This is a genomic window from Microbacterium sp. MYb45, from assembly GCF_002979655.1.
Lineage (GTDB): Bacteria > Actinomycetota > Actinomycetes > Actinomycetales > Microbacteriaceae > Microbacterium.
The window spans coordinates 1,022,150-1,043,036 of record NZ_PCPG01000001.1 but is presented as its reverse complement, the minus strand read 5'-3'; the positions used below and the strand labels follow the sequence as shown (position 1 = coordinate 1,043,036).

Genomic DNA, 20,887 nt, shown 5'->3' with positions numbered 1-20,887 from the left:
GTCGGAGGGGGCGCGTAGGGTGAGGGTATGTCGCGCATCATCGTCTTCGGCGGCCACGGCCGCATCGCCCTTCTGCTCGCGCCACTGCTCGTCGCTCGCGGTGATGAGGTCACCGGCGTGATCCGCAACCCGGAGCACGCCTCCGATGTCGAAGCGACGGGGGCCGAGGCCCTCGTCGCGGATATCGAGAATCTCGACGTGGACGAGCTCGCCGAGATCATCCGCGGGCACGACGCGGTCGTGTGGTCGGCCGGTGCCGGTGGCGGATCACCGGAGCGCACGTACGCGGTGGATCGTGACGCCGCTCAGCGATCGATGGATGCGGCCGAGCGGGCGGGCGTCCGCCGCTACGTGATGGTGTCGTGGCTCGGATCCACGGCCGATCACGGTGTCCCGGAGGGCGACTCCTTCTTCCCGTACGCGGATGCGAAGTGGGCGGCCGACGAGCATCTGCGCGGCAGCGGGTTGGAAGGCACGATCCTCGCTCCCGGCACGCTCACGTTCGACGAGCCGACCGCGCGGATCCAGATCGACCCAGCGGGCAGCGGAGCCGTGTCGCGGGCAGACGTCGCCGGGGTCATCGCCGCATCGCTCCACGGACCGTGCACCATCGGGCGCACGATCCGTTTCGGCAACGGCGACGCCGCCACGGCGGTGCCGATCACCGAGGCGCTCGGCTGCTGACGCGTCCACACCGCACCGGACCCGTCATGTCCCGATACCGTCGCTGGGCCGCAGGAGCGCTGGCGGTCGTCGCGACGGCGGCACTGTGCGCCTCACCGGCCGCCGGCGCTTCGACCGTCCCGTCGACGGCTGCCTCCCGCACCTCCGCCGCGGTCTCCCCGGTCGCGGAGCCAACCGGCCCGGCCGCGCATGCGACCGCTCTCGTCAAGGAGATGTCGGTGGCCGAGCAGGCCTCCGCCGTGGTCATGGGGCACGTGTCGGGAACGGATCCCGCCGCGCTCCGGGCATACATGAGTTCCGGTCTCGGCGGGTTCATCCTCATGGGAGCGAACATCCCCGACTCGGAGTCCCAGCTGCAGGCCCTCACCGCCGCGATGACCATCGATCCCGCGTTGCCGCCGCTGATCGCTGTCGACCAGGAGGGCGGGATCGTCTCGCGTCTGCACGGCGATGAGTACGCGGCCTCCACCACGCTGAAGCGGCAGCCGGTCGACGCCACCTCGGCGGCGTTCACGGCTCGAGGGTCGCTGGTGGCCCGCGCGGGGATCACGGTGAACTTCGGCACCGTGGCCGACTTCACGGCCGACTCGGGAACCTTCATCTACGGTCGCGCGCTCGGCACCGATCCCGCGAGCGCCGCGGATCGCGTGTCGGCCGCCACCACCGCGCAGGAGCAGTTCGTCGCTTCGACGCTCAAGCACTTCCCCGGACACGGCGCAGCCCCCGGAGACTCGCATTCCGCGATCCCGAGCACGAGCATGGGGCTCGACGAATGGCGCAGTACGGAGGCTGTCCCGTTCGCGGCTGGCATCGATGCCGGAGCATCTCTCCTCATGTACGGGCATCTCGCCTACACGGCAGTGGACACCCTGCCAGCCTCCCTCTCGGCGAAGTGGCACGAGATCGCCAGGGAGGAACTCGGCTTCGAGGGGGTGGCGGTGACCGACGACCTCGGGATGCTGCTGTCGTCGGGGAATCCCGCCTACGCGGATCCCGTCGCCAACGGTGTCGCCGCGATCGCCGCCGGCAACGACCTGGTGCTGATGATCGCGGGCTCCGATGCGCAGACCGCGGGCAAGATGGCGGCCGGGATCGCGGCGGCGGTCGAAGCCGGCACTCTGCCGAAGGAGCGGCTCGAAGAAGCGGCGACGCGGGTGCTCACGTTGCGAACCCAACTGTCCGCGGCGTCGGCGCGATGGACGCTCTGCGCCGACTGCGAACAGGCGGAGTGACGCTCAGGCCGCTTCTCGTGTGCCGTCGCCGAGCCACGCGTCCAGCAGAGCCCTGCGCAGCGCGGTGCCGCGTTCGGCGAAGACGCGCTGCCGGCGCACATACTCCGCCTTGCCCTCCGGCGTCTCGATGCGGACGGGGGTGACATCCCACGCCGAGAGATCGTACGGCGCGGCCTCCATGTCCAGCAGCCGGATGTCACGCGCCAGCTCGAACGAGTCGAGGAGGAGTTCGCCGGGGATGAGGGGCCCGAGCTTCGTCGCCCACTTGTAGAGGTCCATCCCCGCGTGCAGACACCCCGGTTGCTCGAACAGCGGCTGGTCCTCGCGGCTCAGGGGCGTGCGATTGCGGGGGACCGCCTCCGGGGTGAAGAACCGGAACGCGTCGAAGTGCGTGCAGCGCAGATCATGACTCTCGACGACCGCATCCGTGCCCGCCCGTCCCAGACGCAGCGGCACCGCGTGACGGTGCTCGTCCGCCTGGTACACCATCGCCCACTCGTGCAGGCCGAAGCAGCCGAACTGGCCGGGGCGCGACGCCGTGCGGCGCAGCATCCGCTCCACGAGCGCGGCGAGCTCCGCCTTCTCCTGCGCGAAGGATCGGGGGTCGGGCACGACGCCGCCTTCGCTCTCGCCCGGCGAATACCAGCGCCACGAGAGACGTTCGGGCGCATCCTGCAGCTCGACATCGGCTCCCGGGTGCCAGCGCCGAAGCTGTGCCGGCTTGTACGAGTAGTACGTGAACAGGAAGTCCCACACGGGGTGCTTCTCGGATCGGGAGGAGCGCTCGCGATGCGCGGCGGTCAGCGCGTCGGCGCGCTCGTGATGCGCCTGCTCACGGGTGAGCCATTCTTCGCGGGGGAGCGCCCTCTCGATCAGCGTGTGCATGTCTGGCCTGGTCTCGTCAGTGCAGGATGCCGGCTTCGCCGAGGAGGTCGCGGAGCCCGGCGCCGTCTTCGGCGCTCACCCACGGTGCCACGTCTTCGGAATGCGGCTCTCGGCCGGCACGACCGCCGGCGAGCACGGCTTCTGCGGGCAGCAGGCGCCGGATGGCGACCCCGGCGACCGAATCGGGATGCTCGTCCATGAACTGCGAGTAGATGGATTCGTCGTGCTGGCCGTCATCGCCGATCAGCAACCACTTCACGTCGGGGAATTCCGCCGCGAGCCGGCGCAGGTTGGTGAGCTTGTGCTCACGCCCGCTGCGGAACCAGCGCTCATGCGTCGGGCCCCAGTCGGTCAACAGCATCGACCCCGCCGGGAAGAGGTGGCGACCGAGGAAGCGCCAGAGGGTCGGAGCGACGTTCCACGCACCGGTCGACAGGTACACCATCGGTGCTCCGGGGTGCTGTCGCAGCAGCTGGTCGAGCAGCACGGCCATTCCGGGCACGGGGAGGCGGGCATGCTCATCGAGCACGAAGGAGTTCCAGAAGGCGATGAACGGACGCGGCAGGGCCGTGACCATCACGGTGTCGTCGACATCGGACACGACGCCGAACGTGGTGTCCTTGGCGACGATGAAGGCGCCGGCTTCGACGGGCTCCTGCCCCTCGACCGAGATCATGAAGTTCTGCCAGCCGGGCTCCAGGTCGACGGGGATCTTCGCATCGACCACGCCACCGCGATCGGCGACCAGCTGATGCGTCGTCTCGCCGACATGCACGGTCACGGTCGCGTACCCGACCGGGATCCCGACGAAGCTGCGCCAGCCGCGCACGCTCGCCGGCTCGCCGTCGCGGGTGCGACGCTGCGGGGGCACGATCAGCACTCGACCCACGACCCGCACCCAGCCCGGACCGCCGTAGCCGGGGAACGGGAGGATCGTGGCGACACGGCCACGACGGCGCGCACGACCTTCACGCCAGACATGGAGGCGATGCTCGAGTCGGGCGAACCAGTGGATCCGGGGGGCTGGGGGAGCCGATGCCATTGACTCAGTCTTTCACGTCGGAGTCGGCTGCCGACTCCGGGGCCTCCTGATGGCGGGCTTCGAGCCGCTGCAGCAGCTTCTTGCCGAGGAATGCGAGGAGCAGGAACAGCGCGATGACGCCGACGAAGATGTAGCCGGCGAAGTGCACGCGATCGACGAGTTCGCGGAAGCTGCCGGCCGCGAGGGAGGTCACGCTCACGTACGCGGTCGCCCAGAGCACGCACGCCGGAGCGGTCCAGGCCAGGAACTTGCGATACGGGTACTCGCTCATGCCGACGGTGAGGGGCACGAGGGAGTGCAGCACCGGGAGGAACCGGGACAGGAAGATCGCGATGCCGCCGCGGCGTTCGAGATAGTTCTCGGCACGGACCCAGTTGTGCTCGCCGATCCTGCGGCCGAGCCACGACACGCGGATGTGCGGGCCGAGCCAGCGTCCGAGCCAGAATCCGACGCTCTCGCCGATCAGCGCTCCGATCACGACGGCGACGCCCATCGCGATGCCCTCCCACGCGGTGGCGACGCCCATCGAGGCGATGATGACGATGGTGTCTCCGGGGACGATGAGGCCGATCAGGATGCTGGTCTCCAGCATGACGGCGAGCCCCGCGACCAGTGTGCGCGTGATCGGATCGATCGACTGCACGGTGTCGAGGAGCCAGAGCAGGAGGTCGTCCACGTCATGAGAATACGGGAGCGACCCGGTCCTAGGCTGGAAAGGTGCCCGAACAGCTGACCGCTCGCCCCCTTTCCTCCTGGGTGGAGCCGTGGGCCGTGTTCCGGATGCTCGAAGCGCGCGTCGCCGATGTCTTCTGGCTCGACGCCGGCGCGGATGCCGCGCAGGTGTGGAGCTTCGTCGGCACGGGGGAGCCGTCGTCGCTGCCGCGGGATGTGGCACTGGATGCGGCTCCGACCGATCGCACCCGTCCGCCCTTCTCCGGTGGGTGGGTCGGCTGGCTCGACTATGAGTCCGGTGCCGCGGCCGCCGGCGCCCCGGTGAGTGGGCCCGTCGACGAGCCCGGCGGCTCCTGGCTGCGCGCCACACATGTCGTCGCGTTCGACCATGCCGCGCGGCGCACCTGGGTGCTCAGCGCCGACGACGAGCTCCCCTCGTGGACAGCGGAAGTCTCCGCCGTCCCGCAGCCGGCGGACGACACGGTCCCCCTGAAGGTCCCCGACGGTGCGCGTCGCGTCGCCGAAGCGCGCCACGATCCGCACGAGTACGCCGTGCTCATCGAACGCTGCCGCGACCTGATCCGCGCCGGCATCGCGTACCAGCTGTGCCTGACGACGCGGTTCACAGTGGCCGGGGCACATGATGACGTCGAGGTGTACCGTCGCCTGCGCGCTGCGACGCCCGCGCACCACGGCGGCTTCGTCCGCATCGGCGGCCGTACCCTGTTGAGCGCCAGCCCCGAGCAGTTCCTCCACGCCGAGGGGGGTGTCATCCGCACCCGCCCCATCAAGGGCACCCGGCCCCGCGGTGCGGACCCGGAGAAGGATGCCGCGCTGGCCGCAGAACTCGCGGCGGATCGCAAGGAGCGCGCGGAGAACGTCATGATCGTCGATCTGATGCGCAACGACCTCTCCCGCGTGTGCGAGCCGGGGAGCATCCGCGTCGACGGACTGTGGGTGGTCGAGAGCTACCCGGCCGTGCACCAGCTCGTGAGCACCGTGAGCGGTGTCGCCGCGGCCGGGACGGCCGTCGGTTCGCTGCTCGACGCGGCCTTTCCCGCCGGCAGCATGACGGGTGCCCCCAAGCTCTCCGCGATGACGAGACTGCACGAGCTGGAAGGCGGGCCGCGCGGCGTCTACGCCGGCTGCTTCGGGTACATCGGGGCGGACGGCGTGCTCGACCTCGCCATGGTCATCCGCAGCATCCTGATCGATGGCCACCAGGCGGTCGTCGGCGCGGGCGGAGGCATCACCTGGGGATCGGTCGCCGCATCCGAAGTCGCCGAGGTCGCGACCAAGGCGCGAGCTCCCCTCGCCGCGCTCGGTGCGGAAATGCCGGGGGTCTGGCGTTCCGATATCCTGAACTGATCCCGCTTTTTCCTTCAGATTGGTCGTGCGTTCGTTGTCTGAGAACCTGTCCACCGCTCCCGCCGATGACGAGACTCCGTCGGCGCACGCCATCCAGACGAAGTGGCAGAAGTACTGGGCGGAGAACGGCACGTTCCTCACCGGCGGGGAGGAAGACACCCGCCCGCGCAAGTACGTGCTCGGGATGTTCCCCTACCCGTCCGGTGACATGCACATGGGGCACGCCGAGAACTACGCGTACGTCGACATGGTGGCCCGGTTCTGGCGTCACCGCGGGCACAACGTGCTCAACCCGATCGGCTGGGACTCCTTCGGCCTGCCCGCGGAGAACGCGGCGATCAAGCGCGGTGCCGACCCTCGGGAGTGGACCTACGCGAACATCGATCAGCAGAAGCAGAGCCTGAAGGAGTTCGGCACCTCCTACGACTGGACGCGCGTCCTCCACACGTCCGACCCCGAGTACTACCGCTGGAACCAGTGGCTGTTCCTGAAGCTCTATGAGCGTGGGCTGGCCTATCGCAAGAAGAGCCCGGTCAACTGGTGCCCCAACGACCAGACCGTGCTGGCCAACGAGCAGGTCGTCGACGGTCGCTGCGAGCGCTGCGGTGCCGAGGTCATCAAGAAGAAGCTCACGCAGTGGTACTTCCGCATCACCGACTACGCCGACCGTCTGCTCGACGACCTCAACCAGCTCGAGGGCTTCTGGCCGCACAAGGTGCTGCAGATGCAGCGCAACTGGATCGGACGCTCGGTCGGTGCGGATGTCGACTTCGTCATCGAGGGTCGCGAAGAGCCGGTCACCGTCTTCTCGACGCGCCCCGACACGCTGCACGGAGCCACCTTCTTCGTCGTCGCCCCCGATTCCGATCTGGCGTCCGAGCTGGCGGCGGATGCGCCGGACGAGGTGCGCCAGCGCTTCCGCACCTACCTGGAGCAGGTGCAGAAGGAGACGGACATCGCCCGGCAGTCCACGGACCGCCCGAAGACCGGTGTCTTCCTCGAGCGCTACGCGATCAACCCGGTCAACGGCGAGAAGCTCCCGGTGTGGGCAGCCGACTACGTCCTCGCCGATTACGGCCACGGCGCCGTCATGGCCGTGCCCGCCCACGATCAGCGCGACCTGGACTTCGCCCGCGCGTTCGACCTGCCGGTCAAGGTCGTCGTCGACACGACGGCTCCCGTCACGGGCGCGATGCCCGTGATCGAGGTCGACGACGAAGGGGTGCCGATCGACACCGGCGCCGCTTTCGACGAGCAGAACCCCGCATCCACCGGCATCGCCCTGACCGGCGAAGGCCGCATGATCAACTCGGGTGCGCTGAACGGACTGTCCAAGCGCAACGCGATCGCGCGTGCGATCGAGCAGCTGGAGGCATCCGGCACCGGACGCGCGGCGAAGAACTACCGCCTGCGCGACTGGCTGATCTCGCGTCAGCGCTTCTGGGGCACTCCCATCCCGATGCTGCACACCGAGGACGGGGACATCATCCCGGTTCCCGAAGACCAGCTGCCGGTGAAGCTGCCCAGTGTGGAAGGTCTCGACCTCTCGCCCAAGGGCACCTCGCCGCTCGGGGCGGCGGAGCGCTGGGTGCGCACCACGGCCCCCGGGACCGGTGACCCGGTGCTGCGCGACACCGACACCATGGACACTTTCGTCGACAGCTCCTGGTATTTCCTGCGCTTCCTGTCGCCGAACAGCGACACCGTCGCATTCGACCCGGCTCAGGCCGACCGGTGGGCTCCTGTCGACTCGTACATCGGTGGTGTCGAGCACGCGATCCTGCACCTGCTGTACGCGCGCTTCATCACGAAGGTCCTGTTCGACATGGGGCTGATCGATTTCACCGAGCCCTTCACGACGCTGATCAACCAGGGCATGGTTCTTCTCGACGGATCGAAGATGTCGAAGAGCAAGGGCAATCTGGTCGAGTTCTCGTCGAGCATGATCGACCCCGGTGCCGATGTCGTCCGTGTCGCTCTGGCCTTCGCAGGCCCGGTGGAGGATGACATCAACTGGGAGGACGTCTCCACAGCCGGGGCGCAGAAGTTCCTGGCCCGCGTGCTGCGGATCGCCGGCGACGTCGCGAGTCCGGTCGACGTCGTGTTCGACGGCGGGAACCCCGCACTGCGCCGCGCGACGCACAAGCTGCTCGCCGAGGCCCCGGCTCTCGTGGAGCAGACCAAGTTCAACGTGCTGGTCGCCCGCCTCATGGAGCTGGTGAACCTCACCCGCAAGACGATCGACGGTGCTGCCGGTGCCGCCGATCCCGCCGTGCGTGAGGCCGCCGAGACGATCGCCGTGATGCTCGACCTGTTCGCCCCGCACACCGCCGAAGAGGTGTGGGAGATCCTCGGTCACGAGCCCTCCGTCGGCCTGGTGCCATGGCGGTCCGCCGATCCGGCGTTGCTGGTCGAGGACACGATCACCGCCGTCGTGCAGGTGGGCGGCAAGGTCCGCGCACAGCTCGAGGTCTCGGCGCGCATCGGCGAGAGTGAGCTCGAAGCGCTGGCTCGCGCGGACGAGCGCGTGATCCGTTCGATCGGTGACCGCGAGATCGTCAAGGTCGTCGTGCGCGCGCCCAAGATCGTCAGCATCGTCGTGAAGGGCTGATCGGCTCTCACCGCACGGACTGCTTCCGGCCCCTGGTGCTCGCTCTCGTGAGCGCCAGGGGCTGTCGCCGTCATCCCCTTCGCGCTGCTCTGCGGGCCTGAGCGACGCGCATGATCGCCTCGATGCCGATGACGACGAGAAGCGGGACGGCCACGCCGAGGATCGCTCCGAGGGCGACGTCATGGACGTAGTGGACGCCCTGCGAGACGCGCCCGACGGCGACGACGGAGGCGAGCGCGATCGCCGACCATGTGAGCCACGACCGTCCGAGGGTGATGGCGATCACCGCAGCAGCGCCGAATGCGAGGGTCGCGTGGTTCGAGGGCAACGACCAGTCTCCGGGTGGCGGGCACTCACCGGCGATCTGCCAGACCGCGCACGGACGCGCCTGGGCGAAGAGCAGCTTTCCGCCCTCGCTCAAGAGGTAGGCCAGGACCACGCCGACGGCGGAGGCTGCGATGTGCACGCGTCGTTCATGGTGGTTCCACCATGCACGAGCCATGACCGCTGCCGTGGCGGCGGCGAGCAGGAGGAGCCCCGCTTCGGAGATCAGCTCGACCGCGGGGACGGCCGAGCCTGCAGAGCTGAGCCATCGGGTGCCGACCACGCTGAGGCTCCCCGGCAACGGGACGATCAACAGGAGGGCGGCGAGTGCCGAGGCGATGCCCAGGGGCAGGACGGAGCGCACGGACAGACGAGTGGAGGGCATGCTCACGACGCTACGGACAGTGGGCTCGGGTGAGCATCGGTCGGAGGATGTAGCCGGGTCCGCCGTGCGGTGGAGATGCGCGGGATAGTGCTTCTCTGCACCGTTGCCAGAGCGCGGAGGTTGTCCACGGCTCAGGTGTCCGGCGCCCGGGAAGCCCGATTCACCCACCTAGCGTGGCCGGATGGCATCTCCCCAGGCACCACCTCCGCCGCGGCGTCGACTGCGTCTGAGCATCGGCGCCGGGGTGGTTCTCGCACTCGTGGTGCTGTCCGCCGCCGTCGGCCTCGGCATCCTCCGCGGCCAGGCCGCGCCGACCGCATCCGTACCGTTGACGGAAGCCGCGACGGCCGCCGGCGCGCCCGGTGAGCTGTACGTGCACGTGCTGGGTTCGGTCGCCCGTCCGGGTATCTACGTGCTGGACCTGGACGCCCGCCTCGTCGATGCGCTGGCAGCGGCCGGGGGAGCCACTGATGATGCCGACCTGGCGGCGGTCAACCTCGCGAGGCTCCTCGAAGACGGCGAGCAGATCATCGTCCCGGCCGTGGGGGCGGCGACCGATGCGCCGGGAGCGGGTCCGCCGGGTGACGACCGCATCGACCTCAACACCGCGGATCAGGCCGCTCTGGAGACGCTGCCGCGCATCGGTCCGGCGCTGGCGGAGCGGATCATCGCCTGGCGCGACGAGAACGGACGCTTCGGATCGGTGGACGACCTGCTCGCGGTTCCCGGCATCGGCGAGAAGCTGCTCGCTGGCCTGCGCGACGGAGTCAGGGTGTGAAGGCGCGCGACCTCCGTCTCCTCCCTCTCGCGCTGGCTGTCTGGGGCACCGCCATGCTCTGCGTACTGATACCCGAGGCGGCCTGGTGGTGTGCGGCCGCCTGCGGTCTCGTGGCGAGTCTGGTGCTGATGCTGCTCGTCCGGTGCCCGCGAACCTGGGTCTCGCGGCTGACCGGCGGTCTGGCCGTCGTGCTTCTCGCGGGAGCCGCGGCCGCGGCCTTGACGGTCGGGTTCGCCCTCCCCGCACGGGAGCAGGCGATGTCCTGGGACGGCCGCGTGGTGGAGGCCACAGGGGAGATCACCTCCTCGGCGTCGGTGGGGCGCGACGGGCGGCTCTGGTTCGAGGCGACCACCACGACGCTCGGACCGCCGGGGCGTGCGAGCGGGGCGTCGGCGCCCGTGCCCGTGCGCATCGGAGTGGACCCGGGCGACGGGTTCGACCTCGGCGCGCGCATCCGCGTCATCGGGGAGGCCGCCGCCACCGATTCGGGCGAGCGATCGGCGCTCGTCGTCTTCGCGAACGATGCCGAGGTCGTCGAACCCGCCTCCGGAGTGTTCGGCGTCGCAGCGGCGCTCAAGCACGCCTTCGTCGAGCGCTCCCTGCGGCTTCCCGAGCCCGGCGCCGGCCTGCTTCCCGGCCTGGCCGTGGGGGATACCCGGGCGGTGTCGATCGAGCTGAACGACGACATGCGCACGAGCGGTCTCAGTCACCTCACCGCGGTGAGCGGGGCGAACTGTGCGATCGTCGTCGGCGGGATCTTCTGGATCGCCGCCCTGTGCGGTGCGGGGCGAATGCTGCGGGTCGTCCTCGCTGTCGTGGGGCTTGCCGGGTTTGTCGTCCTCGTCACGCCGGAGCCGAGTGTGATCCGTGCGGCGGTCATGGCGGCCGTCGGGATGCTCACCCTACTTCTGGGCAAACCGAGTGCCGGAGCCGGCATGCTCTCGCTGTGCGCGGCGGGCATCCTTCTCGTCGACCCCTGGCTGGCCGCCACCCCGGGATTCGCGCTCTCGGTCGCGGCCTCCGGAGCGCTGATCCTGCTCGCGCCTCCACTCGCGCGGGGGTTCGGCCGGATCATGCCCGGACCGGTGGCTCTCGCTCTGGCCGTCCCTTTCGCCGCGCAGCTGGCCTGCGGCCCGATCATCGCCCTGTTCGCCGAGCAGCAGTCGCTCATCGGCATCGCCGCGAACATCATCGCGGCTCCTGCGGCGCCCATCGCCACCGTGGTCGGGATGCTGGCATGTTTGGCCGCTCCGCTGCCGGGTCTCGCTGATCTGCTGGCGTCGTCGGCCTGGCTGCCGGCCGCCTGGATCGCGACGACGGCGACGACGACCGCTCGCCTGCCGGGCGCACAGTTGTTGTTGCCCGCAGGGATCGGCAGCGCACTGCTCGTGGCTCTCGTGAGCGCGTGTATCGCGGTCGTCGTCATCAGGTCCGGCCCCCAGAGCAGGGGAGCTGCGACCGGGCGTGGAGGACTCATTGTGCAGCGAGCCGCAGCCGCGGTTCTGATCGTCGTACTCTCGCTCGCCGGCGCCCGTGTGGTCCTCGACGGACCGCTCGCCACGGCGACGACGCCGGAGGGGTGGGCGATCGCCGCATGCGACGTCGGACAGGGCGATGCGCTGCTCGTGCGCTCGGCGGCGAGAGTGGCGCTGATCGACACGGGGCCCGCCCCGGAGCCGCTGGCGGCGTGTCTGCGGTCTCTCGGCATCGGACACATCGACCTGCTCGTCCTCACGCACTTCGACCTCGACCATGTCGGCGGTGTCGCCGCGGTGCAGGGACGGGTGGGCGCGGTCCTCCACGGGCCGGCGCTCGAGGAGGACGAACGACGTCTCCTCGCCGACCTCGCCGCCTCGGGTGCACAGGTCGACGAGGCGTGGGCAGGCCAACGCGGCGACCTCGGCGATGCCGCGTGGCGAGTGCTGTGGCCGGTGCGGGGTTCGGCCGCCTTTCCGGCGGGCAACGACGCGAGCGTGGTGATGGAGTTCGATGGGGGAGGAGTGCCCCGTTCGCTCTACCTCGGCGACCTCTCGGCGGCACCCCAGCGGATGCTGCTCCGCACGGCTCGGCTGGGTCACTACGACGTCGTCAAAGTCGCCCATCACGGCAGCGCGGACCAGGATGCGGGTCTCTATGAGGCCGTGCAGGCTCGCGTGGCGCTGTTCAGCGTGGGAGCGGACAACGACTACGGCCACCCGCGCATCGAGACACTCGACCTTCTGTCGGCGACCGGGGCGCAGGCGCTGCGCACCGATCGGCAGGGACGCATCCTCCTCGGCACCGGCGACAGCGAGCTGCAGGTGTGGACGGAGAAGGTTGCACCATGAGCGAGCGGGCAGCGGTGTCGGTGACCGCCGGTAGTCTGGATCCATGGCAGCTTCGCGTCCCCCTTCCCGCGGTGGTGCGAAACCCACGAAGGTCCCCCAGGTCTCCTGGCGAGAGCCTCGTCCCGCTCCGCTCGTGCTCGTCTCCGGGCCGGAAGAGGTGTGCGCCGAGCGGGCGATCGCCGGCGTCCGCGACTATCTCCGCGCCGAAGACCCCGCTCTCGAGGTCAGCGATGTGCGCGCCGACGACTACGCGCCGGGAACGCTGCTGTCCCTCACCTCCCCGTCCCTTTTCGGCGAACCACGCCTGGTGCGTGTCTCGGGCGTGGAGAAGTGCTCCGATGCTTTCATCCAGGAAGCGGTGTCGTACCTCGACAACCCGCAGGAGGGGGCGACCGTCATCCTCCGGCACACGGGGGCGAGCGTGCGCGGCAAGAAGCTGCTCGATGCGGTCCGCGCCGGCACCGGTGGAGGCATCGAGATCGCCTGCCCGGCGATCAAGCGCGACGGCGACCGGGTCGACTTCGCAGCGGGGGAGTTCCGCACCGCCAAGAAGCGCATCGCGCCGGCGGCGCTCCGTGCGCTGGTCTCCGCGTTCGCCGATGACCTCACCGAGCTGGCGGCGGCCTGCCAGCAGCTCATCGGAGACGTCGAGGGCGACATCTCCGAAGAAGTCGTCACCAAGTACTACGGCGGGCGCGTCGAAGTGTCGGCATTCGTCGTGGCCGACACGGCGATCGCCGGCCGCTACGGTGAGGCGCTGGTCGCGCTCCGCCACGCACTGTCATCCGGTGCTGATCCGGTGCCGATGGTCGCAGCCTTCGCGATGAAGCTCCGCACCATGGCGCGGGTCGCCGGAAACCGCGAACCGAGCCGCCAGCTCGCCCAGCGCCTGGGTATGAAGGACTGGCAGGTCGACCGTGCCCGCCGTGACCTCGGCGGGTGGAACGAGCGTTCGCTCGGAATGGCGATCCAGGCCACAGCGCGCGCCGACGGTGAGGTCAAGGGTGCCGCCCGCGATCCGATCTTCGCGCTCGAGCGTATGGTCACGGTGATCGCCACTCGTCGACCGTTCGGCGAGGAGTAGTCACGCGTCCTCACGCCGCGGAACGCCGCGGATCACTGCCGAAGAACGAAGAAGGCCCGCCCCGAAGACGGGACGGGCCTTTCTCAGAAGCTTCAGCTCAGAGAGAAGCGACCTGCTTGGCGAGAGCCGACTTGCGGTTCGACGCCTGGTTCTTGTGCAGGACACCCTTGCTGACGGCCTTGTCGATCTTGACGGCGGCCTTCTTCAGGCCGGCCTCGGCTGCGGCCTTGTCGCCGGCGGTGACTGCCGTGCGAGTCGTGCGGATGACCGTCTTGAGCTCGCTCTTCACGGCCTTGTTACGCTCGCGCGCCTTCTCGTTGGTCTTGTTGCGCTTGATCTGCGACTTGATGTTTGCCACGTGTGGACGCTTTCTGTACAGGAGTGTTCGGAATGCCGGCAGCAGAAGAGGGCTGCTGCACGGCGGTCGTGAGGGAAGAACCCACACGCAAGCCAAGAGCCGAGTCTACCAGCAGAGGGGGTGCAGACGCGAAACGGCCGACGGATTGCGAAACTCCGTCGCGGATCTCATGGTACTGGGTGCAGAATCATCACTATCCCGACACCGCTGTCAAGGAGCCATATGACCCCCGAACGCGTTCCTCCGTCCGTGCCCGCAGGCCTTCGCTGGTCCGCCGCGACCTCCGCCTTCCAGATCGAGGGATCGCGTCCGACGGGAAGTACGGGACGCTCCATCTGGGACGACTTCCTCGAGAGGCCCGGCGCGATCATCGACGGATCGACGGCAGACCCGGCATGCGACAGCTATCGGCATCCCGAGGCGGATGTGGCTCTCGCGGCCGGGTTGGGGCTCGACCGCTATCGGTTCTCCATTCCGTGGGCGCGCGTGCAGCCGGACGGCAGAGGTGACGGTGACAAGACCGCCCTCGACCACTACTCGCGGCTGGTCGACCTTCTGCTGGAGGCGGGGGTCGCTCCGTTCCCGACCCTCTTCCACTGGGAGATGCCGAGTGCGGTAGAGGCCGACGGCGGCTGGCTCGAGCGCGACACCGCCGAGCGCTTCGCCGACTACGTGACGATCGTGGCCGACCGCCTCGGTGATCGCGTGCGGCAGTGGTACACCCTCAACGAGCCGGCCATGACGACGTTGCAGGGATACGCGGTCGGCGCACTCGCGCCGGGGAGACAGCTGCTCTTCGGCGCGCTGCCGACCGCCCACCACCAGCTGCTCGCCCATGCCCGCGCTGCCTCCGTGCTGCGGGAGCGAGGCGCCTCCGCCGTCGGGCTCGCGAACAACCACACGTGGGTGCTTCCGCTGCACGACACAGCCGACGACCACCAGGCGGCCGCGCTCTACGACCTGATCCACAATCGGGTCTTCAGCGAGCCGCTCCTCACCGGCTCCTACCCGGACCTGGAGTCGCTGGGCCTCCCGCCGATGCCGGTGCGCGACGGGGACCTCGAGGAGATCGGCGGCTCGATCGACTTCTACGGCATCAACTTCTACAACCCCACGACCGTGACGGCAGCAGAGGAGGGGAGTCCCATCCCCTTCGACATCGTGCCCACTCCCGGGGCTCCCGTCACCGGCTTCGGTCCCGAGTGGCCGATCGTGCCCGGAGCCCTCCGCGACCTCCTGGTCGACCTGCATGCCCGGCACCCCCGTCTTCCCCCGGTCATCATCGGTGAGAACGGAGCCTCGTTCCCGGAACCGCCGCGCGCCGGCCGCGTCGACGACACGGACCGGATCGCGTATCTGGCCGGGCACCTCGCCGCCGTCGGGGAGGCGATGGCAGCCGGAGTCCCCGTGGAGGAGTACACGGTGTGGTCACTGCTCGACAACTGGGAGTGGGCCGACGGCTACACCCAGCGGTTCGGGCTCGTCCACGTCGACTTCGAGACGCGGGAGCGGACGCCCAAGGCCTCCTACGACTGGTATCGCGACGTCATCGCGAGTGCGCGCGCAGCGGCAGCGACGGCGGTGGGGAGATGACCGAAGTCACCGGTACGCGCACCGTTCGAGCGGGAGCACGATGGATGTCGCTCTTCACGCTGGCGTGGCTCGCGATCTGGACCGTGCAGCTCACGCCGGTGCAGCTGCTCCTTCCCCTGCAGCTGGACACGCCGGAAGACGACTGGATCCGCGGCGTCGTCTCTTCCGGTCTGGTTCTCGGAATCGGCGGGCTCGCCGGCATCATCGCCGGTCCCGCGGCCGGAGCGCTCTCCGATCGTGTGGCGGCGGGGCGCCACCGTCGCCGTCCCTGGGCGCTCGGCGGCGTTCTTGTCACCGCGGTCTGCCTCGTCCTGACCGGATACGCGGAAGGTCCCTGGGCGGTCGGCGCGGGGTGGGTGGGTGTGTCGATCGGCGTCGCGGTCTCGTCCGCCGCCTTCACCGCTCTCATCGCCGACCAGCTGCCGTCCACGCAGCGCGGTGCGGCCTCCGCGGCGGTCGGTTCCAGTCAGGCCGTCGGCATCGTGCTCGGCGTCGGCCTCGTCGTTCTCCTCGGACTCGGCATCCGCGACGGCTACCTGCTGCTCGCCGGCGTGATCGCGGTCATCGGATCGGCAGCCGCCCTGCTCCTGCCCGACCCGCCGAGTGTCGAGGCGATGCGCCCGAAGACGGTGGGGCGCCGTCGGCTGGCGTCTCTGCGCGACCGGGATTTCGCCTGGATGCTCTCCGGTCGCCTGGTGACGAACATCGGCAATGCACTCGGGACGGCGCTGTTCCTGTTCTTCCTCCTGCACGGGCTCGGCCAGCCGAGTGCCGTCGCGCAGGACAACCTCCTACTGCTCATCGTCGTGTACACGGTCTTTGTGGTGATCGCGTCCGTGGTGACCGGTCTCGTCTCCGACCGTACGGGCAATCGGCGCACGCTCGCGGTCGCCGCCACGGTGGTGCAGGCGGCATCGGGCGTTGCGATCGCGCTGGTGCCGACGTTCGAGATGACGATGGTGGCCGCGGCTCTGATGGGGCTCGGGTACGGCGCGTTCTCGACGGTGGGACTCGCCTTCGCGGCCGATCTGCTGCCGGATGAACAGGACCATGCGCGTGACCTCGGGATCGTGAACGTCACGGCCGCCCTCGGCCAGCTGATCGGACCGGTGCTCGGGGCCGCGCTGGTCGCTCTGGTCGGCGGGTTCTGGCTGGTGTTCGTCGCGGCGGCGGTGCTGTCCCTGGTCGGGGGACTGCTCACGGCGTTCGCGCGAGAGCCGAAGCGCTCATGACGGCTCTGCGTCCTGCTCCACCGTCGCGATCGCGAGCTGCAGCACCGCGTTGAAGATCCGCGGCCTCATGGCCGTGACCAGGTGAGTCGTGCGGGGGACGATGATCAGCTCGGCGTGTGAGGCGAGACGACGGAAGAGCGTCTCGTTCAGACGCAGCTGGTCGTACTGACCGTTCACGAACCAGAGGGGGATCTTGATGCGGGGGACCGCGGCGGCGACGTCGAGGGCTGCGAGGCTGCGGAGCGCGGCATCCTGTGTGTCGAGTGCGTAGCCGCCTGCGGCGAAGTCCGACCGCGTCTCGGCGGGGATGGTGGCCTCGAGCATCCGCGCGGTGAGCCACATCCCGCGGTCGGGGAGCGAGTCCACGGCCCTCGCGAAGAGCCGATAGGCGCGCAGGCCCGCGCCGGAGGGGAGCGAGGTGCACGCGGCCGCGACCAGTCCGGCGACCGGCGGCGTCTCCGCGCCGCCGACGTAGGCGAGGCAGAGGAGCCCGCCCATCGAATGCCCGACGAGCACGACGGGCCCCTTCTCCGCCGCAGCGCGAACCGCGACGTCGATCGTGTGCAGCGCCTCATGGAGCGTGAAGTCCTCGCCCATCCGGGTGCCGTGTCCCGGCAGGTCGACGGCTGTGGCGGCGTATCCGTGCGCTTCCAGATAGGCGAGCTGCGCGCGCCACATGGTGGCGGACGTGCGGATGCCGTGCACGAGGACGATCTGTGCGCTCACGCGTTCAGCTTAGGATCTCGGCGTTTATGCCGAGACCCCGCGTCACAACAGCAGGCCGGCTGCCGTGACGCCGAGAGCCACGGCGAGGGCGAGAGCGAGAAGAGGCAGCCACGCAACGCTCACGGTCGCCGCCTCACCCGTCGGAGCCCGCCCGACGTCATCACGCGCGTGGTCGATCGCCTCCACCACACCGACGAAGGCGCGGGAACGATGGGACGTCGACACGTCGGCTTCCCGGTCCCGACGCGGCCGGACGGTGGGTGAACCCCAGGCGCGGATCGCGGTGCCGTCGGTCAACTCGACGACGAGCTGATACCGCACGTGGAGCTCGGCCACCTCGTGCCACGGGATCGTGTGTGTGCGGAAGACGTTGACCACGGTGAGCGTGGCAGGCGCGACGATGACGCACGGCCGGATCAGCAGCATCCAGCACACGAGCAGCACCACTCCCATCCAGGGGAGGGAGAGGAGCACTATCGCCCACTCCGCGCGAACGGCCGCATCGATGAGCAGGTAGGCGAAGAGCGCCGCCAGAACACCGCTGATCCACCAGCCCGATGCACCGCGGATGACGATGCGGTCAGTGCCGCGGCCGCTCACGCCGTCACCACGGATCACGCGGTCTGCAGGATGTCCTGCTCCGCCCAATGGCAGGAGACGTCGCGTCCTTCCACGGGGCGCAGCTCGGGAGAAACGGTCTCGCATTCGGCCTGCTGTGCGGGAGGAAGGATCGCGTAGAGCGGGCACCGTGAGCGGAACGCGCACCCCGTGATCGTCTCGGTCGGCGATGGCAGGTCTCCGGAGAGGAGGATGCGCTCGCGCGTCCGCTCGATCTGCGGGTCGGGGATCGGCACGGCCGACAGCAGCGCGCGCGTGTACGGGTGGCGCGGGTTGCTGAAGATCGCGTCGACATCGCCGTACTCGATGATGCGCCCGAGGTACATCACGGCGACGTCATCGGCGATGTGGTGCACCACGGCGAGGTCGTGTGCGACGAACAGGTAGGAGAGTCCCAGCTGCTGCTTCAGATCCTCGAGCAGGTTGATCACGCCGGCCTGCACCGAGACGTCGAGCGCGGAAACCGGCTCGTCGAGGACGAGGATCTTCGGTTCGACGACGAGCGCACGCGCGATTCCGATGCGCTGGCGCTGACCTCCGGAGAACTCGTGCGGGTAGCGACGGGCATAGCTCGGCTCGAGACCGACGAGCTCGAGCATCCGGCGCACGCGGCGCGAGATCTCCTTCGCCGGGACGTCGTGCACGGTGAGCGGTTCGCCGATGAGTTCTTCGACGGTCATACGCGGGTCGAGCGAGGCCGCCGGGTCCTGGAACACGATCTGGATGTCGGTCCGGAGCGCGCGACGCTGTGAAGCGGAGAGCGTGGCCGTGTCGATGCCGTTGACGGAGACGCGCCCCGACTGCGGCTGGGCGAGTTCCATCACCTCCATGACGGTGGTCGACTTTCCGCAGCCCGATTCTCCGACCAGGCCGAGGGTCTTGCCGCCGTCCAGCTCGAAGCTGACGCCGTCGACCGCGCGGACGGTGCCGATGCGGCGGCGGAAAACGGTGCCCTTGGTGAGCGGGTAGTGCCGCTTCAGGTCTTCGACCTTGAGCACGGTGCCGCGGGTCTCGACCTCGCGGACGACCTCTTCGACCGGGGCAGGCGGGGAGAAGACCTCGTCGCGGGGGAGCCGGCCGTCGACGATCTCCTCCGCACGGATGCACGCCGCGGACTGCAGCGGTGCGACGGGGACGAGATCGGGTTCGATGTCGTGGCACGCCGAGATCACGGCGGGGCAGCGATCGGCGAACGGGCAGCCGGTGGGCACCTCAGTCAGCAGCGGCGGACGTCCCTCGAGTGGGACGAGACGTTCGGAGGCCCCGTTGGCGATGCTCGGCATCGAGCGCAGGAGTCCGATCGTGTACGGCATCGCCGGACGTGCGAACAGTTCGTCGACCGGTGCGGTCTCCACGATGCGGCCCGCATACATCACGGCCACGCGATCCGCGTTGCCGGCGACGACGCCGAGATCATGCGTGATGAGCACCACGGCAGCGCCGGTGATTTCCTTCGCCTTCTGGAGGACATCCAGGATCTGGGCCTGGATGGTGACATCCAGTGCCGTCGTCGGCTCGTCCGCGATGATCAGCTTCGGATCGTTCGCGATGGCGATCGCGATCATCGCGCGCTGGCGCATGCCGCCCGAGAACTCGTGCGGGAACGACTTCACCCGTCGGCGCGGCTCCGGGATACCGACGATGTCGAGCAGCTCGACCGCGCGGGCCTCCAGAGCCTGGTTGCTGAGCCCGGGCTGGTGCAGCTTGAGGCCCTCGATGATCTGCTGACCGATCGTGTAGACCGGCGTCAGTGCCGAGAGCGGGTCCTGGAAGATCATCGCGATGTCGGAACCGCGCATCTTCGACAGCTGCCGGTCGGTGGAGCCGAGGAGCTCGGTGCCGTCGTACGTGATGGAGCCCGAGACGTTGGCGGTGCTCGGGAGGAGGCCCATGACCGCCATCGACGACACGGACTTGCCCGAACCGGACTCACCCACAATGGCGAGGAACTCGCCGCGATTGACCTCGTAGTTCACACCGCGGACGGCGTGGACGGTGCGGGCCTTCGTCTCGAAGGTGACGTTGAGGTCGCGGACGCGAAGCAGGGGTTCAGGCACGGTTGTTCTCCGAGGTCGGGTCGACGGCGTCACGCAGGGCATCTCCGAGCAGACTCGACGCGAGCACGGTGGCGACGAGGATGATCGCCGGCGGGATGAAGAGCCAGGGACGGGTGGTCGCCGCGGCGCTTCCCGCAGCGAGCAGCGTTCCGAGTGACACGTCGGGCGGCTGGATGCCGAAGCCGAAGTAGCTGAGCGTGGTCTCGGCGAGGATCGCGGCGCCGACACCCAGCGTCGCGTCGATGATCAGCAGCGATGCCACGTTGGGGATGATGTGGCGGCGGATGATGGTGAAACCGCCGACGCCCATGAAGCGAGCCGCCTTGACGTAGTCGCGCTCGCGCAGCGACATGGTCTGACCGCGGATGACTCTCGCGAGCACCATCCATCCGAAGAGGGGGAGGAACACGACGAGCGCGACCCAGGCCAGGTCCTTGAAGAGTGGGCTCAGCAGCACGAGGATGTAGAAGCTCGGCAGCACGAGGAGCAGGTCGATGATCCAGACGATCACCCGGTCCCAGACACCGCCGACGTACCCGGCGATCGCGCCGACGAGCCCGGCGATGAGTGCCGTGACCGGTCCGACGATGAGGCCGATGAGCAGGGACTTCTGCAGACCCGCCATCGACTGGGCGAAGATGTCCTGCCCGATCGTGTCGGTGCCGAACCAGTGGTCGAGGCTCGGCCCCTTGTTGAACGCGAGATAGTCCTGGTCGGTGGACGACCACGGGTAGAGCAGCGGTCCGACGTACGCGAGCAGGAACATCAGCACGAGCACGCCGGCGCCGATCCAGGCCCGCTTGGTCGAGAACGTGCGGACCAGGATCAGCCGCCACCGGGGGATCGAGGGAGATTCCTCGTTCTCCGGCTCGAGCGGTGGAGCGTCGAGCTGTGTGGGATCGAGCGTCATG

The 20,887-nt window shown here is 69.3% G+C and carries 18 protein-coding genes; 9 read left to right on the top strand and 9 right to left on the bottom strand.

Going from position 1 to position 20,887, the window contains the following annotated elements; genetic code table 11:
* The first annotated feature begins 27 nt into the window (after positions 1-27).
* Together CQ034_RS04970 and CQ034_RS04965 are read left to right on the top strand one after the other, a co-directional pair.
* Positions 28-684, top strand: coding sequence for an SDR family oxidoreductase (locus tag CQ034_RS04970; protein WP_029261686.1), 657 nt, complete (start codon positions 28-30; stop codon positions 682-684).
* 26 nt (positions 685-710) lie between these two features.
* Entirely contained in the window at positions 711-1,916 is a 1,206-nt protein-coding gene (locus CQ034_RS04965) for a glycoside hydrolase family 3 N-terminal domain-containing protein (protein ID WP_258134056.1), read from the top strand.
* Positions 1,917-1,919: 3 nt separating this feature from the next.
* Here the strand turns inward: CQ034_RS04965 and CQ034_RS04960 are convergent, their stop codons facing one another.
* The 3 genes from CQ034_RS04960 to CQ034_RS04950 are packed head-to-tail and all read right to left on the bottom strand — an operon-like array spanning position 1,920 to position 4,519.
* Positions 1,920-2,801: a 3-methyladenine DNA glycosylase gene (locus CQ034_RS04960; protein ID WP_105710117.1), complete on the bottom strand. Its 882-nt coding sequence runs from the start codon at positions 2,799-2,801 to the stop codon at positions 1,920-1,922.
* Positions 2,802-2,817: 16 nt separating this feature from the next.
* Positions 2,818-3,843: an App1 family protein gene (locus tag CQ034_RS04955; protein ID WP_029261689.1), complete on the bottom strand. Its 1,026-nt coding sequence runs from the start codon at positions 3,841-3,843 to the stop codon at positions 2,818-2,820.
* A 4-nt stretch (positions 3,844-3,847) separates the two neighbouring features.
* Positions 3,848-4,519 (bottom strand): DedA family protein, encoded by a 672-nt coding sequence (locus CQ034_RS04950; RefSeq protein ID WP_105710116.1) that lies wholly within the window; start codon positions 4,517-4,519, stop codon positions 3,848-3,850.
* A gap of 41 nt (positions 4,520-4,560) precedes the next feature.
* Between CQ034_RS04950 and CQ034_RS04945 the strand changes: the two genes are divergently transcribed.
* Together CQ034_RS04945 and leuS are read left to right on the top strand one after the other, a co-directional pair.
* Entirely contained in the window at positions 4,561-5,883 is a 1,323-nt protein-coding gene (locus CQ034_RS04945; RefSeq protein ID WP_181156211.1) for an anthranilate synthase component I family protein, read from the top strand.
* A 34-nt stretch (positions 5,884-5,917) separates the two neighbouring features.
* The gene (gene leuS / locus CQ034_RS04940) at positions 5,918-8,494 is read left to right on the top strand and encodes a leucine--tRNA ligase (RefSeq protein WP_105710368.1); all 2,577 of its coding nucleotides are present in this window, start codon (positions 5,918-5,920) and stop codon (positions 8,492-8,494) included.
* Positions 8,495-8,564: 70 nt separating this feature from the next.
* Here leuS and CQ034_RS04935 read toward each other — a convergent pair whose 3' ends face one another.
* Positions 8,565-9,203 carry a phosphatase PAP2 family protein gene (locus CQ034_RS04935; protein ID WP_146114798.1) on the bottom strand — a complete coding sequence of 213 codons (639 nt, stop codon included), beginning with the start codon at positions 9,201-9,203 and terminating at the stop codon, positions 8,565-8,567.
* A 181-nt stretch (positions 9,204-9,384) separates the two neighbouring features.
* Here CQ034_RS04935 and CQ034_RS04930 point away from each other — a divergent pair, with 181 nt between their 5' ends.
* From CQ034_RS04930 to holA, 3 genes are read left to right on the top strand one after another with little or no spacing between them, the layout of a single operon-like run.
* Entirely contained in the window at positions 9,385-9,981 is a 597-nt protein-coding gene (locus CQ034_RS04930; protein WP_105710114.1) for a ComEA family DNA-binding protein, read from the top strand.
* Entirely contained in the window at positions 9,978-12,308 is a 2,331-nt protein-coding gene (locus CQ034_RS04925; protein WP_258134055.1) for a ComEC/Rec2 family competence protein, read from the top strand. Before CQ034_RS04930 ends, CQ034_RS04925 begins: the two co-directional genes overlap by 4 nt.
* A 43-nt stretch (positions 12,309-12,351) precedes the next feature.
* Positions 12,352-13,392, top strand: a complete 1,041-nt coding sequence (gene holA, locus CQ034_RS04920) for a DNA polymerase III subunit delta (protein WP_105710113.1) — start codon at positions 12,352-12,354, stop codon at positions 13,390-13,392.
* Between the two features lie 97 nt (positions 13,393-13,489).
* Here holA and rpsT read toward each other — a convergent pair whose 3' ends face one another.
* Positions 13,490-13,750 (bottom strand): 30S ribosomal protein S20, encoded by a 261-nt coding sequence (rpsT, locus tag CQ034_RS04915; RefSeq protein ID WP_105710112.1) that lies wholly within the window; start codon positions 13,748-13,750, stop codon positions 13,490-13,492.
* 222 nt (positions 13,751-13,972) lie between these two features.
* Here rpsT and CQ034_RS04910 point away from each other — a divergent pair, with 222 nt between their 5' ends.
* Positions 13,973-15,343, top strand: a complete 1,371-nt coding sequence (locus CQ034_RS04910; RefSeq protein WP_105710111.1) for a GH1 family beta-glucosidase — start codon at positions 13,973-13,975, stop codon at positions 15,341-15,343.
* Positions 15,340-16,575, top strand: a complete 1,236-nt coding sequence (locus CQ034_RS04905; RefSeq protein WP_105710110.1) for an MFS transporter — start codon at positions 15,340-15,342, stop codon at positions 16,573-16,575. Before CQ034_RS04910 ends, CQ034_RS04905 begins: the two co-directional genes overlap by 4 nt.
* Here CQ034_RS04905 and CQ034_RS04900 read toward each other — a convergent pair.
* Genes CQ034_RS04900 through CQ034_RS04885 form a run of 4 tightly spaced genes read right to left on the bottom strand, consistent with a single transcriptional unit; the run spans position 16,570 to position 20,886 of the window.
* Complete coding sequence (locus CQ034_RS04900) at positions 16,570-17,301, bottom strand: alpha/beta fold hydrolase (protein ID WP_105710109.1); 732 nt, start codon at positions 17,299-17,301, stop codon at positions 16,570-16,572. The two genes, CQ034_RS04905 and CQ034_RS04900, sit on opposite strands and share 6 nt — an antisense overlap.
* A 42-nt stretch (positions 17,302-17,343) precedes the next feature.
* Positions 17,344-17,919, bottom strand: a complete 576-nt coding sequence (locus tag CQ034_RS04895; protein WP_181156209.1) for a PH domain-containing protein — start codon at positions 17,917-17,919, stop codon at positions 17,344-17,346.
* Complete coding sequence (locus CQ034_RS04890) at positions 17,916-20,018, bottom strand: ABC transporter ATP-binding protein (protein ID WP_105710107.1); 2,103 nt, start codon at positions 20,016-20,018, stop codon at positions 17,916-17,918. Before CQ034_RS04890 ends, CQ034_RS04895 begins: the two co-directional genes overlap by 4 nt.
* Entirely contained in the window at positions 19,969-20,886 is a 918-nt protein-coding gene (locus CQ034_RS04885; protein ID WP_051662503.1) for an ABC transporter permease, read from the bottom strand. Before CQ034_RS04885 ends, CQ034_RS04890 begins: the two co-directional genes overlap by 50 nt.
* Between the last annotated feature and the right edge of the window lies 1 nt (position 20,887).